This is a genomic window from Nocardiopsis terrae (assembly GCF_014651695.1).
GTDB classification, from domain to species: Bacteria; Actinomycetota; Actinomycetes; order Streptosporangiales; family Streptosporangiaceae; genus Nocardiopsis; species Nocardiopsis terrae.
In genome coordinates this window covers 23126-37784 of sequence record NZ_BMXJ01000006.1, presented here as the reverse complement: position 1 = coordinate 37784, position 14659 = coordinate 23126, and the positions used below count along the sequence as shown (strand labels likewise).

General features: G+C 64.5%; 9 protein-coding genes and 1 pseudogene. 2 read left to right on the top strand and 8 right to left on the bottom strand.

Translation table 11 applies throughout. The annotated features are described in order from the left end of the window. Positions 1-212: 212 nt before the first annotated feature. The 7 genes and pseudogenes from IE195_RS26260 to IE195_RS17335 form a co-directional block, all read right to left on the bottom strand. Positions 213-281 (bottom strand): annotated as a pseudogene (locus IE195_RS26260) (hypothetical protein); the annotation flags it as partial. Between the two features lie 80 nt (positions 282-361). Then, entirely contained in the window at positions 362-868 is a 507-nt protein-coding gene (locus IE195_RS17360; protein ID WP_191272778.1) for a flavoprotein, read from the bottom strand. A gap of 286 nt (positions 869-1154) precedes the next feature. Continuing rightward, complete coding sequence (locus IE195_RS17355; RefSeq protein ID WP_191272777.1) at positions 1155-2417, bottom strand: pyridoxal phosphate-dependent aminotransferase; 1263 nt, start codon at positions 2415-2417, stop codon at positions 1155-1157. A 4-nt stretch (positions 2418-2421) separates the two neighbouring features. Further along, positions 2422-3282, bottom strand: coding sequence for an arylamine N-acetyltransferase family protein (locus tag IE195_RS17350; RefSeq protein WP_191272774.1), 861 nt, complete (start codon positions 3280-3282; stop codon positions 2422-2424). Positions 3283-3304: 22 nt separating this feature from the next. Then, positions 3305-4705 carry an amidase family protein gene (locus IE195_RS17345; protein WP_191272773.1) on the bottom strand — a complete coding sequence of 467 codons (1401 nt, stop codon included), beginning with the start codon at positions 4703-4705 and terminating at the stop codon, positions 3305-3307. Further along, positions 4702-6126 carry an aspartate aminotransferase family protein gene (locus IE195_RS17340; protein WP_191272771.1) on the bottom strand — a complete coding sequence of 475 codons (1425 nt, stop codon included), beginning with the start codon at positions 6124-6126 and terminating at the stop codon, positions 4702-4704. Before IE195_RS17340 ends, IE195_RS17345 begins: the two co-directional genes overlap by 4 nt. Positions 6127-6175: 49 nt before the next feature. Continuing rightward, a complete protein-coding gene (locus IE195_RS17335) occupies positions 6176-7573 on the bottom strand; it encodes a tryptophan 2,3-dioxygenase (protein WP_191272769.1) in 1398 nt (465 codons plus the stop codon). Between the two features lie 717 nt (positions 7574-8290). Between IE195_RS17335 and IE195_RS17330 the strand changes: the two genes are divergently transcribed. Then, positions 8291-11464: an RNA 2'-phosphotransferase gene (locus IE195_RS17330; RefSeq protein WP_225942349.1), complete on the top strand. Its 3174-nt coding sequence runs from the start codon at positions 8291-8293 to the stop codon at positions 11462-11464. A gap of 348 nt (positions 11465-11812) precedes the next feature. Here IE195_RS17330 and IE195_RS17325 read toward each other — a convergent pair whose 3' ends face one another. Then, complete coding sequence (locus IE195_RS17325; protein ID WP_191272767.1) at positions 11813-12775, bottom strand: DUF6615 family protein; 963 nt, start codon at positions 12773-12775, stop codon at positions 11813-11815. Positions 12776-12989: 214 nt separating this feature from the next. On the opposite strand from IE195_RS17325, the gene IE195_RS17320 reads away from it, so the two are divergent. Then, positions 12990-14282 (top strand): IS701 family transposase, encoded by a 1293-nt coding sequence (locus IE195_RS17320; RefSeq protein WP_444544296.1) that lies wholly within the window; start codon positions 12990-12992, stop codon positions 14280-14282. Positions 14283-14659: the final 377 nt, after the last annotated feature.

The following is a 14659-nucleotide window of genomic DNA, read 5'->3' as shown; positions in this document are numbered from 1 at the left end:
GTGCCTGGACCGAGAGCGCAGCGGGGTCGACGCGGGGTTCGGTGCCGGTCTCGGCGACGATGGTTTCCAGGGTGGAGTAGCGCCATGGCCCGCTCGATCGCGCGGGCGGCGTCGTAGCGCATGTCGGTGACCGCCTCGGTTTCGGTTCCGGTCAACTCGGTCAGGTCCAGGCGCAGGACGCGGGCCAGGCGGGTGAGGATCTCGTGGGAGTCCACCGACAAGATGCCGCGTTCGACCTGGGAGAGCCAGGACTCGGAGCGTCCCACGAGTCCGGCGAGCACGCTCTGGGAGTAGCCGTGCCGTCGTCGGGCGCGTTTGATCGTCTGGCCTCGAGTGGCGGGGTCCACGCTGTGCCTTTCGGTCAGAGGCGGTTGACGGTGTCGATGACCTGCTGCCAGGAGGGCAGACGGTCCTCATAGGGGGCATCGGGGTCGTGCAGGACAGTGACCGGCTCCATCGCGCGCAGCGTTTCCAGGGAGCGGGTGAAGGCCGGGTGGGTGGCGAGTTGGGGTTTGCAGTGCGGCACCACCACGGTGGGTACCCCGTAGCCGACCATCTCGCACAGCAAGGCGATCGCGAAGTTGTCCGCCAGCCCTTGGGCGAACTTGTTCGTGGAGTTGAAGGTCAGCGGACAGGCCAACACGACATCGGCGTGCGGCAATGGCTTGCCCTGGCCAGGCATCCGGAACGCCACACGGACCGGTTCGCCCGTCAACTCCGCGAGCTGGTCCTGGTCGTGGAAGTCCATACCTGTGGGGGTGGACAACACAGTCACGTGCCAACCGTGGCTGTGCAGGGCCTGGATGAGCTCCATCATCCCCTCCGGCGCGGGAGCTCCGGACAACACCAGGTACAGGGTTCTCGGCATGGGCCAGAGTCTAGAGGCGCACCACGCAGACGAGCCGCCACTTCTCGATCCTCAGGTGAGGGGCGGTGGCGAGTGACGAGAGGCGATCCCGACACGTGCGGCAGCCTCCTTCACACCCGGTACAAAACACCTCTGCTCTTCGTTCGCCCCAAAGCCGCGTGGATCAGCGAGCTAGACGAACCAGGGACCGTGCCCGCCACAGATCAGGGCTCTGACCTGCGCGAATCGGCCTGACGATCACCTGTCCCTATCTGATTCGACTTAACACACTTCGAAGCGACGGAGGTCACCAACCGAGGTCAGCCCTGGCCAGCCGATCGAGAGCCTCGTCGAGCACAGGAAGTGGCTGGCCCAGGAAGAGGCGCACATAAGCTTCTGGGTGCACGCCCCGGGACGGCAAGAGCGCAGGCGAGTCGGTCATGCTTCCCGCTCCGAGGAGCACGCCGACGGCCAGACACAGACGCCTGTACGGTTCCTCGGAGGCGTCCCGTACATGGCGTGGCGGTACGCGAAAGCGGAGGTAGGCGCTGCATGTCCCGGCGGGCACGGCATCCGGAGGAAAGCCGAGGTCACGGTGGAGACGCCGGGCGACATGTAAGCGGGCGGCGGCATAGGAACGCCGCAGGCCGTCCACGAAGCTGTCCGCCGCATCGCTCTGCAACCAGGTGGCCATCGCCGCCTGCAACGGCAGCGCACAGCCGTAAGAGCGCTGTTGCGTCACCCGGGCCACCTGGGCCAGAGTCGGAGGCCGGGCCGTGAGTGCCCCGATGCCCCAACCATTGCAGTGGAACTGCTTACCCAGCGTCCTTACCGCAAGCCATTGCACGGACTCCTGCGCCGTTTCCTCGACCAGGATGCGTAACACGTTCGTGGGCGACTTCCCCGGGGCGTGGAGAGCGTAGTACGCGTCGTCGAGCAAGATCGCCGCGCCGTGGGCTACCGCGGTTCCGACAAGGCTGCGCACCTTGTCGCTTGACCATTCGACGCCGGTGGGGTTGTGCTGCGGGTTGAGGACCAGCAGAGCCTCACCCCGAACCCGGTTCAGAAGCGACTCGACCTCTGCGGGCTCTGGCTGCCACTCCGTGGCGGGGCTCAAACCATAGGGCAGCAGGCGAAATCCCAAGGGGGCGAACACACCCGCGTAGTCCCAACCCGGTGATGGCACGAGCACCGTTGGCTCAGGGCCTCCGAGCAGGAGGTGGCCGAAGTCCGACATGGCCGCACGCGTGCCGCTCTGACTCACCGCCACGTCGAAGTTCCCGGCATCTGGCTCCGGCAGGTGATGGGTCCGGGTGATATATGCCTGCAGTGCGTCGCGGAGGGCGGGGAGCCCGTAGGGAGACAGGGTGTACCCGTGCGTATGGGCTGGCAGGCGGTCAGCGAGTGTGGCTGCCAGTCCTGGAGCGACTGAGGTCCATGTCTCGCCCAGGCTGAGGTAGATGAGATCGTCGATGTCGCCCCCGTCCGCCTCATAGCGACGGATCAGACGCGCATCGAGGTGATCGTTGGGAAGGCTGCCACTGTCCAGGACCAACTGGGTCGGTTTCATACTGCTAGCCTGCCTCCGTTGGTGGATGCTGAGCGAAAATCCGGCTCAGACGTGTGAATTCCTCAGAGGTGAGCGCGATACCGAACTCACGCAGCACACCGGGTAGGTCGGTGTGTTCGATCCGTTCGGTGATCTCCCCCGCCGGTGTGACGCGCCGGAGCAGGTCCCCCCGCAGTTGCATCCATTTGTCGGCGGTGAGGAGTTGCAGGAGCACGGTGTTGCGCAGCATCGACCTGGGGTACGTGCTGAGGAAATGGTGTGCCACGGTGAAGTCCATCGGCTGACGCGGCTCATGCGTGAACTCGTACAGTGGCACCCATCCAGTCGACTTGTGCACGTCGATGCTCCACTGGAAACGGTCGTGGGAAAGCACCCGATAGCGGCGCCCTCGCTGTACTACCTCCGCTCCGTCGCGAACCGGCAGCGGATCGAGGTATCCGTCGGACCCGAAGCCGACGTCGCAAAGCCATTCCTCTCCCAGGGCCCGTGTCTTGAGCAGCATGTGGGTACGGGGACGCGGACCCACACCGCCCAGGAGGACTCGCGCCGCGAGTCTCTCGACAGGAAGCCCCAAGTGCTCAAGTACGAGGCCGAAGAGCAGATTGTGCTCGTGACAGCAGCCTCCGCGACGGCGTCGGCACAACTTGTCCACGATCGCTTCCGGCTCCAGGCTCACTGGCGTGCCCAGCACAAGATCCACGTTGTCAAAGGGGATGGCGGCCAAGTGTGCTCGGTGCAATCGGCGCAGTTCCCGGACGGTCTGCGGGGGCCGCCCGGATATATCGGAGGCAAGGTGGCCGAGTCCCACACGGCTGAGATAGACGCCCAGATCGATACGGTCAGCGCCCCATTCGGACGAGATCACGAAGCCTCCCTGGAACGGTGTTTCATGGCGTGCACGGGCTACCCGGAAGGGATGCCATGCTCAGGTCCCGCGCGCACAGGCGGCCCAGGTCCAGCAGGCGCCGGTCGTGGCGGGGCGGTGCGTCGAGCAGGATGCCGACCGGCCAACCGCGGGAGGTGTAACCAGCAGGCAAGGTTAGCGAGGGCCAGCCCCAGACCGCTGAGGGAGCCGTGTTGCGTATGTAGGTACTGAACACCGGAACTGGGCGGCCGGCTCGCAGCATCGACCAGCCGGTGCCCAGGGGTGGAGCTGCTGTGATCGTGGTGGGGGACAGGAACGCTGCGGCTCCGGCGCTCTCCAGCGCCGACAGGGCTCTGCTGGCCATGCGCGCGCCCGTGCGCAGTGCCGAGTGGTAAAGGTCGGGGGTAATGGCCGGTCCGTCAAGAAGCGGCATCAGTATGGCGCGGACATCGGGTGAAGCGAGACCTTCGATGACCGTGTCGAACGTGTGCGGGGAGTCGTGTCCGCGTAGGTAGTCCTCCACCGCCGCGCGCGTCTCTGCGAGGGGGACGGAAGTGGCCACGTCCAGCAGCTCGGCGGTGTCGTACAGCGGTTCTGGGAAGTCCCGCAGAGACCACCCGGCCGCGCGCAGGGCGTCGCACGCCCCTTCGACCACGCGGGCTACTTCCGGGTCAAGGTCCGTCCAGGTCGTCGCGCGAGGAAGTACGAGGACGCGCTGGGCGGGAGACGGTGGCGGTGCCGAGGGTAGCACGTGGCCGCTGAGCACCGCGTCAAGCACCTTGATGTCGTCGACATCGCGGGCCATCACACCGACGGTGTCCCGGGTGGGTGACACCCGCACGAGCCCCTGGCTCGGGTACCGGCCGGTGGTGGGACGGAAGCCAGCGACACCGCACAGTGCTGCAGGGATGCGAATAGAACCCCCGGTGTCTGTGCCCAGTCCGCCCGGCACGAGCCCCGCCGCCACTGCGGCCGCGGTACCAGAGCTGCTTCCGCCTGTCAGTCTGTCGCGATCCGTCGGATTACGGGCGGTGAGGCCGTCGGTATGTGCGCCAGTCACCCCGTAGGCCAGTTCGTGCATGGTCGTTTTTCCCATGAGCCAAGCACCTGCCTCGCTGCAGCGACGCCATGCGGCGGAGTCCCGCAGCGGAAGATGCTGGTGCAGGGCGGGAGTGCAGGCGGTCGTGGATGTACCCGCCACATCGATGTTGTCCTTCACTGCCAGGGGTATGCCGCCCAGTGGGCCCGAGTCGGCCGGGAGCAGGGCCGCTGGTGGTGGCCCGCCACCGTCCACGAACGCGTGCAGGTCGGTGCGTTGCCGCTTGCGCGTCGTCAGCTCCGAGGCGTATTCGGCGGTGGAGATGGCGCCCTCCCGTATCGCAGTACGGGCTTGCAGCAGTGTCCACTGGTCAGGCCCTGTCATCGGATGGCCTCATCGTTTGGTGCCGCCCGCAGCCCGCCCAGCAGAAGATCCGGATGGTGCTCGGAGATGTAGGGGTGCAGCAATCGCAGGGCACCCGCGAACGCGTCGGCGAACGCATCCACGACGTGCTCCTCGGTCACGATGTGCTGACACATCAGCCCGTGCCGAGCCGTCAAGAACCCCTCATTGAGCAGATGCAGGTGCATCAGCGCGCGCAAGCCCTCCCTGCCTCGACGGGCTGCTGCTGTAGCGGCGGAGTCGCGGGGGACCGAGGAGCCGAAGTGGAAATAACTTATCCCCCCTTCGCCGACAGCACACCCCCTGATCTCAGCTGTCCGGGCTGCCGCGTCGAGCCCGGAGCGCAACCTGTCACCAAGGCGGTCCAGGTGAGCGATCTCGGCGGCGCCGAAGGTCTGCAGGGCGGCGATACCGGCAGCCAGGGAGAGACTGTTCCCACCGAATGCGCTGGCATGGTAGACGGGGAGAGGCTGATTGGGGTCAAAGATCGCCATGATCTCCTTCCTGCCACCGAACACCCCAATGGGCAGCCCACCTCCGACGATCTTGCTGAAGGTGCTGAGATCGGGCCGCACCTGGTGCTTGGCCTGCCAGGGCCCCAGCCGGAACGTGGCGCACTCGTCAAAGATCAGCACGACACCCTCACGCTCTGTGAGTCGCCGTACCTCCTCGAGGTACCCGGGCAGGGCGGGAACACCGCCGCCCACACCAAGCACGGGCTCCACGATCATCCCGGCCACCCGGCCGCGGAGACGGTGCAAGACATCAGCGACAGCATCGGCGTCGTTGTACGGAACGGCCACGACGGAATTCAGCACGTCGGCCGGTACTCCGGGGGCCAGGTTGGCCGGGGGGAGGTCGGGCAGTAATTGGCTCTGAGAGCGCCCGCCTGGCATGACTGCGCTGACATGGCCCCAGTCGTGCGTACCGTGATAGCCGCCGTCGATCTTCAGGACGATGTCGCGGTCGGTGAATGCACGAGCCGCTCGGATCGCCCACATGGTGGCCTCGGTACCTGAGTTGCAGTATCGGAGGCGCTCCAGCGCGGGCACTCGGGCGCGCAGAAGCTCGGCGTGCTGGTACTGCAGGGTGCTGGGACCGCCCAGGGCCGTGCCTTGCTGGACTTGGTCACACACGGCCTGGATCAGTGCCTGATGGCTGTGGCCGTGGGTGAGCGCACCGTAGTTGGCGACCATGTCGTCGTACCAGCGGCCGTCGAGGTCCTGCACCTTCGCGCCTTCACCGCAGCTGAGGTAGAGCGGATGGGGCGTGTAGGCGGTCATGGTCCGGGTGTCGCCTCCGGGCAGAGACCGCGCAGCCGCTTTGCATGCCCGGGCCGAGGCAGGGCTCAGCATCCGGTAGCGGTCGGTGATCTGCTGGGCGACGTGCTCGCCTGGTGTCATGTTTGCCCTTCCTGCGCGGAACTCGAACGGACCGTTCCTTCCGACAGCCTCACCACAGAGGAGCGCCCATCGGCAGAATCGAACGGGCTTCCCACAGTTCGGGGAAGAAGCGGTGGTCGGCAGACCGACGCAGCCAGTCGACACCGGTGGTGCCCCCGGTACCGTGCTTGTTGCCGATGGTCCGCTCCACCAGAAGCAGGTGTAGGGAGCGCCAACGACTGAAGGCGTGGGCGAGATCCATGAGTGTCTCGCCGAGTCGGAACAAATCGCTCGATGGGCCGTGTGCCTCGTAGACGCGGACCCAGGCCTGGCGCAGGGCATCAGGGTGCCACTCCCCCGCTTCGGCACCGTCGGTTAGCAGGCCCCGCCGATGCAGCAGCCCGAGTGCCTCGTCATAGACGCTGCTCCGGTGCAGCTCACGGTAGACGGACTCCGCCACGCCGGGCACCTCGGCATGGCGACGCGCCATGGAGTCAGACTTGCGGCCTAACGCGAACTCCAGCATCCGGTACATGTATGAGTCGATACCGGAGGCTGATCCCAGTTGCTCTCGGAAGGCGTTGAACTCAGCGGGAGAAATAGTGGCCAGGACGTCCCACGTCCTGGCCAGCAGGTCCAGGGCCGTGGCTGCGCGGCGCAGGTTCCAGGAAGCGTTGTCGGCCTCGTCTACGACGAGAGCTAGGCGTGCCGCCGAAACTTCCTCGTACACGAGCTTGAAGAGCAGCTCCTTGGCCTGCCCAACCAAGTAGAAGGACATCTCGGCAGGATGAGCGGTATGAGGGCGCTGGAGCGAGAGCAGGACGTCGATACTTTGATAGTCGATGTACTCCGTCCTGGTGCGCCCACCGTTCTTGGCTGCTTCGTACAGTTCGACGAACCGACTCGGGAGGTGGGTTCGGGAGTGGCCTTCGTAACGGTCCCCGAACCGGCGGTCATACTCAGCGAAAAGCTCCGGGTCGGCGTGCAGGAACAAGATGTCGTGCAGCGCCATGTACCGAATCGCGAACAATGGCCGGGGGGATCGCGATACCGTGAAGGACGGGTTCCACACCCCAGGTTCAGGGCAGTGGGGGTGGAACTGCCCGATCATAAGGCCGCGCCGCACGGCTTCGGCTTTGACTCGGCGCTGCGCCTCATCCAGGAGTGGCCAGTGGTGGGCAGGCATGCTGTGCACTACGGTGACCAAAGCGGATACGGCCTCTTTCCCCGTTGGCCAGCTGCGCTCCGCATATGAGTCCATTTGCTTGCACATCACCTCGGCTATCCCCGGCCATCCTCTCCCAGCGTCGTACGCAACTTCTTCGAGGAACAGGGATTCCGCACGTCGGGCAGGTGCTACAAACGGGCAGACACTCCCCTCTCTACCCAGTTCCCCGTGGGGCTCTGAGAGGAAACAAGAAAACCATTCCCGAACGTCATCGAGCCCTTCAGGCCGATGGCCTCCCATAACCGAACCTCCTGATCGCTTCACACGAGGCCATGCCCCAAGAGGACTTGGTGAAACATTCCTATTTCACTAGAGAACTCGGGGCATGGCTGCAACCTGGGGTTTCGTAGATTCTACACAGTAAGCCTTTTTAATCAGGCCGTTTCGCGCCGAGCGCGATAAGAGATATGGCGTGCATCGGGCCAGAGGAGAGCACGAATAGCAACTGCCCCGACCCCTCCCTCAGAGCTGTTTCTCATTCGATGGCCGCAGGCTCGAACCCTGCCGAGCAAGCCACAAAAACCCAGCTGAAACGGGGCGTGGCACCTCACCTCAGAGGAGCCGTCGCGCTGATGGGACCAGGCCCCTGTTCATGCCCTGTTCCCGCCCGTACCACCGGGCCCTCCCGACATCCCACAGCGCCAGCCAGACGGGCCGCTCAGTCGCCCGCCCTCTCACCTCCAGGGACACAGTGCCAGCCGGATCCAACCTCACTTTCGACAGCCACCTTGCCGCACAGGAGTGACGGGAGGCGATCCCGGCACACACCACTGCCTCTACAAGACACCAACACCTGTGGAGGTCTCAGTTCCCCCATGAACACCGCTGGCTCCGGAGCAATCATCAGTGGGCTTCTGGGGAAGACATACGGAAGACTCAGGTTCCTCTCCCTACCGTGGAGAAACCGTGCTCTGAGCAGTGGCGCACAAAGAGAAGGCCTCGATCCCAGGAGGTAGCTTGGCAGCACGCTTCACCCCATCGGACCTGGCAGAGCGCGCCAGGGTACAGAGCGGAACTCCCCTTCCTCCCAACTCCTCCGAGCTCTCCGACCGTAAGCTCAGGGAATGCATGGAGGGGGGATTCTCCGAGCTCTCTCGTCTTCTGCTCTGGCTCGGCTACGACTCCATCGACGAAGCCATCCGGGAGTGGGTTAGGCACCGTGACCGTTCCTGGGTGTCGGAGGTAGTCACTGTTTCCCAAGGGACCGAGAGGCTGTTCCGGCAGTGGCGCGATGTCCTGAACGGCTCCGTCAGTAGTGCCCTTGCCTTCGAGGCGCTGCTCTTCGAGAGCAACCTGTGCAGGCTGGCGGCAAAAGCAGCCCAAAACCGCCCTCAAGGGATGCACTATGCCAAGACTCTCCACGTGGTTCGGCAGCGTGTGGCCTTGACTTTGTGGGAAAGGGCACTGGACATCAACTGGGAGCGTCCCGTGGTGTTCTGCCGTGTCCTGCGCCTGGCCCGGGTCTACCTGGCCAGCATCGTGAATGACAGCGGCCAGACCGACAGCCAAAGCCGATACCAGTTCTCCGGGCGACTAGGTCAGTGCTCGGTTCTACTGGCCCGGTTCGCACCCGTGAGCACCGCGGATCTCCAGGAGTCAGCCACGCAGATCGACCATTCGATCCAGGAGGGCAACTCCGTCGAGGACGCGGTCCCCTACCTCTTGGAGTCTTACCTACGCCTGCACGACAACACCGGTGATCGCGAGTACCTCGGGCAGGCCACCAGGGTCGACCAGGACAACTCCCACAAGTGTCACCGCAATGCTGCCTGGCTCCTGAACCTCGCAGAGGTCTGGTTGCGGCTTGCGGACGGCCGCCCCCAGGACAAATACAACCAGGTCTACCTCGACAGGGCCGAACAGGTCCTCGTCCTAGTGAAGGGCGCGAAACCGGACGAGGAGGTCCGGCAGGCGATCCTGGAGTGTGTGCTGTCCAAAGCCCGAAGTGCAGCTTCTCTGCTGCCTCGTCTCCACTTGGGGCTCCGGCATCTAAAGAACCACTTCAGCATCGGTGAACACTTCCACCGATTCGCTAGCACGGGACACCCCGCCGTTTCCTTCCCTGGTGAACTGGTGCACATACTCGAACAGCGCTTCGCATCCTCGACCGACCCCTTGGTCCGAAGACTGCTCTCCGACTGTCTACGCGCCTACACCGAGCTTCCCAAAGTCTCGGAGGAGGAGAGACGGGACCGGCTCCGCCGGGCCATCGGGCTCCAAGAGGGGGACAATAATGCCACCCCCTTGACCGACGAGCTCAGCAGGATGCGCTACGCGGACGACCTCTTGGAGCTGGCCTACGAAGGCCAGGGCCGGGACCCGGACCTATGGAAGGCCGGGATCAGACACCTGATCAATGAGGCAGCGCGTTACACGACTTCCAGTGTGCCGCTAATCCGACTGGGGCGAGACGCCGAACGGGGCGGCACCGTCACTCAAAAGGAGAAAAGCCAGTTGCTGAGCGGGCTCGGCAATATAAAGGACGCCGAGCAGTGGGTCCAGGCCGTGGCCGAACGCGACGCGAATTTCTTCTACCGGCAGGCGGCACAGCGGGCGGGCAGCAGCCCCGATCTAGTCCACCGCAACCTGGGCGGGCGCAGCAACGTCGTGACCGTCGAGGACTACCTGGGCTTCACCAGCTCCACCTTCGTGTTCAAACCGACCTCCCAGCTCTCCTTCAGTCGGGACGAGCAAGCGTCGGAAGCGGTGAACCTCATTCTGGCCAGGATGAGGGACGCTAACCGATTCGGTATCAGCGAGCACATCACCACCATCCCGCACGAAGAGACCCTGTACCGTCAGCCCAAGCACCTCCAACAACAGGACCACGAGATCGTCACTGTACGACGATTCGAACACGGCCGAGTTCTGGCTGACCTGTTGTCCCCTGACGATCCTGAATCCTCGTTGAAGCTGCTGAAGCGGACCGCGGTCTTCCTCGCCTACATCCACAGTTCCCAAGGCGGCCCCCAACGGGGTGTCGGGAAGGTGCGCAAGAAGGTACGCAACGAAGTCCACCTGTGGCTGCGCGGCATCCTCGCCAACCACCCGGTAGAGGAGGCCGACGCGACCTTCGATGTCTGGTGGACCCTCCTCAGCCGGCTCAACCTCCCAGCGGTCCCCCGCCGGGACGCGCACGCCTTCAACTGGCTGGTAACCGACGACAACCGGATCATCGCGGTCGACCTGGAAGCGGTAAACCACAGACCGCTTGGATACGAGCTCGCCCAGATGACAGACGACGTCCCCGCTCTGCCGGTGGATCGGTGGGACCTACGCCGTCAACTGGTCGAAGCGTACATGGACGCCCTGTCTTCCAGCACCGGCGAGGACCTCTCCAACCTCCTAGAGGAAGTCTGGGAATCCTACAGGGTGTCCCTACTGGCTCGAGCGGTCCGGGGGTTGAGTTCTGAGGATGGCGACCCCGGTATCCGTGAACACGCAGAGGCGTTGCTGGACGAGATGAGCGAACACCCAGAATGGGGCGGGATCTGCGCCTTCGCAACGAAGTTGCGCCGCATCTGGGCGGAACGGCGCGGCACCTACGACCACGTACCCCTACGGCAACTGAGAGAGGGACGCCGACGCCGGATCAGCCGCACACTCGCCTACCTCCTGCGCCACAACAGGGAACTACCCATGGACGAGTACGGCTGGGCCCGTCTGTCCGACGTGGTACAAATGCTGGCTGTCTCAGACAGACGTTTGAGGGTCTCTGTGGACGAATTGATCCGGGTATCCCTCGCTGTCGACGAGCTCCGTTTCGACGTGCGGAACGCAATGATCCGGGCCCGCTACGGACACTCGCGGCCCGTGCTCACCGACCACGAGCCCAGCAACCCGGACGGTGTCCTCTACCACTCCACCGCCATGTCCTCTCTCCGGGCTGTCCTCGAACGAGGTGAGGGTCTGCGTCCGATGTCCCGCCAGTGGGTCCACATGACGACGGACCGAGACACCGCTATTCGGGTGGGTCGCCGACATGGCCCTTCCGTGCTCTTGGCCCTGGAGGACGCGTCTGCCCATGGTCTGGTTTGCCGTTTCGCGGGCGGCACCACCTGGCTGATCGAACAGGTTCCCTCATCCTCGCTGAGAGTGGTTCCGCTCTATGAGCTGTTCTCCACGCCGTAAATTGGTCCGGTTTACGACATGCTGCTGGAGCCTGTCACCCTTTTGTGGACGCCCTCTGCCAGTCCTGGCGCGCTTCTAATCCGATAGCCGCAGGTTCGAATCCTGCCGGGCGTGCCACAAAGTCCCAGTTCAGGCTGGGTGTGCTGCTTCACTTTCGAAGAGCCGCAGCACTGATGAGACCAAGGTGGGACCAGCCACGCCGTCCGCTCCACCGCCCACTGGGTCACCTCCGGCGACACGATGCCGGCCGGCCCCAACATCACCTTCGGCGGCTTCCCAGGTTCACACGAGTGCCGGGAGGCAATCCCGGCACACACAAGACCCTCCATCCTCCCGACACGAGACAGGTCAGGTACGCGCGATCACTACGCCAGCAACCGACTGTCTGACCCATGAGGGCAATGATCCGCTAACAAGCGCATCCATGACGTACGCAGGAGGAGCGGCGCGCAGACCTCTCAGAATGTGTTGGAAGTAGGGCTCGCGGAAGTGTCCGCGGTCCAGCGGGAGGGTATCGAAGAGTGGCTCACTACCCACGTCCACGGTGTCCGAGGACACCCCTGAGAACTGCAACTGTCGTTCGAACGCCACCCGGTCTATCAGCACTCGCGCGGCAGCACGAGCCCCGCGCTGCGGTTGCTGGAGAAATTGCTTTAAGGCCGGTGAGAGGCTGCCGTCTGCGAGAAGGTATCCGTACAGAGCCCGGGATCTGTTGTCGTGGAACGGTAGTTGTTCTAACGGAGTGCATTGAACGAACGCCTGGGCCGCCGCGTGCCTAGGTTGAAGAGCGATCTCATCAGCTTCCAGCGCAGTGAGCACGGATACGCTGGCCTGTCGGCAACGTTCACAGGCCTGCGAGTGCTCCCGGCATCTCAGGTCGGCGCGCTGGTCAGGCAGACCGTAGTAGAGCGTGTAAACGGCAGGGACCCCAAAGTCCCTTGCGGTGTGCATAAGTAGGTCGATCTGCCTACCGTTCTTATTCCTGTACAGGAAGTCGATCTCTCGAGCCCCCGGGGTGCCGTGAAGCCGCTTGGCCTGTGACAGCATCCCGAAGCACACGCCATCCGGGTCCAGCCACCACCACAACCAGTCAGCACCCATGAAACCCTCCTGGCGACGGGAGGGCTTGACTGTCAGCACCCGGGGCGCGGCGCCGTTACAGAGCATCTCCGTGGCTGTCTCTTCGGACCAGTCCTGGAAAGCAGCGAGGGACTCGTCAACGTAGGTGTCAACCTTGAGTCGCCCCTGGCGCAGCGATGCAGTCAGGCTAATGTCCCCTACGTCACGGCCAGCATCAATTGGATCGCTCAATTGCAGCACTTCCTATACGAAGTCAGTCCATGTGAGTGGCCCAGGACACCCCTGGCCCTGCTCTAGTACTCCAGTTGTAGATCCGGTTTGCCCTGAACTGGGACCACTTGCCGGAGATGGCAGCGAGGCAAGCCCTTGATCTGAGGAAACGCCGGACACACGGACGGCCACCGCGTGATCATCAATGGTTGTGAAGACAAAGAAGAACCCGGCGGTGGCCGCTGACATCAGCGTAGCGGCCAGGCGCTGGCCACACCGGCTGAACGACCTCATCCACACGATCTCCGACCGCCTGGTCCGACCCGAAACCCAACACACCGCCCACGACCTCCTGGGCGGCCTGCTCGCCCCACTGGCACGCAAGAACTGCTGGACCCTGGCCAAGCACGCTGGCCACCCTAACCCCCACCACTTTCAGCACCTGCTCTCGCGCGCCCGCATCAACGAAGTGGGACTGGTCGAGGACCTGCGCACCTACGCCCGTACCCACCCGGGAGAACAGGACGCGGTCCTGATCCTGGACGAGACCGGTGACCTGAAGAAAGGCACCGAGACAGTCGGGGTCCAACGCCAGTACACCGGCACCGCCGGGCGCATCGAGAACGCCCAGGTCGCGGTCTACCTCGCCTACGCAACCCCGGCCGGGCACGCGTTGGTCGACCACCGCCTGTACCTCCCCCGCTCCTGGACCAACGACCCCCAACGCCTGCAAACGGCGGGCGTTCCCGAGCACGTCGCCTTCGCCACCAAACCCGCACTCGCTGAGCAGATGATCACCGCCGCCCTGGCCGCGCACACCCCCACGGCCTGGGTGGCCGCCGACGAGGTTTACGGCCGCAACCCGCACCTGCGCCGAACCCTGGAGGAACACCGGCTCGGATACGTCATGGCCGTGGCCCGCACCGAACGCCTGATGCTGCCCTGCGGCCCGGCCACCGTCGGCGAACTCGCGGTCCTGGCCCCCGGCACGGCGTGGCAGCGCCTGTCCGCCAGGCCCGGAGCCAAGGGCCAGCGCTTCTACGACTGGGCGCTCATCGATGCCGAACCCGCTCCGTCCGGGTGCCGGTGGGCGTTGATCCGACGCCATCGCACCACGGGTGAGCTGGCGTTCTACCGGTGCTACGCACCCGAAATGGTGCCGTTGAAGCGTCTGGTCGCCGTGGCCGGGCGCCGGTGGCGGGTGGAGGAGAGCTTCCAGCAGGGCAAGGGTCTGGCCGGGCTGGACGAGCACCAGGTGCGCACGTGGTGCTCCTGGCACCGGTGGAGCCTGTTCGCGATGCTCGCCTATGCGTTCCTCGCAGCCATGGCCGCCATCGAAGCCCGCCAGAGCCCCTCCATGGCCGAGCTGATCGCGTTGACGTGCAACGAGATCGCTCACCTGCTCAACGCCCTGTTCGCCACGGATCCCGACATCGAGCACGTGCTGGGTTGGTCGTTGTTCAGACGCTCCCACCAAGCGAACGCCCGTCAGTGTCACTACCGCAGACAGGCGTTCCAGGAACTATGACAAACCGGAACTACAACTGGAGTACTAGGCACGAGAGGAAGCCTGGGACCCATCCACAGGGACTGCACACAGACACTCCCGAATCCCAGCATCGAACCGCCGAGCCAAGAAAAAGGAGGCACCTACCTGAGGCCGACTTACCAATAGTTCTCGATGTATGGATACGGAGTGATTTGAAGCTTCCCGCTCCGAAACCTTGGGTTATATCTTTTTAATTGACGGATGAAAAGTATGAGAGGTATAAAAAATCAGGATGGTACCGTTTGAAGGGGAAATCTCCCCCGGGGATTACACCGACCAGGGGACCTTTGATCCGATGGTCGACCGGCCCCGGGCGCGAGGAAACCCCAGGCCAGGACGGGTGAACCCGCATCCCC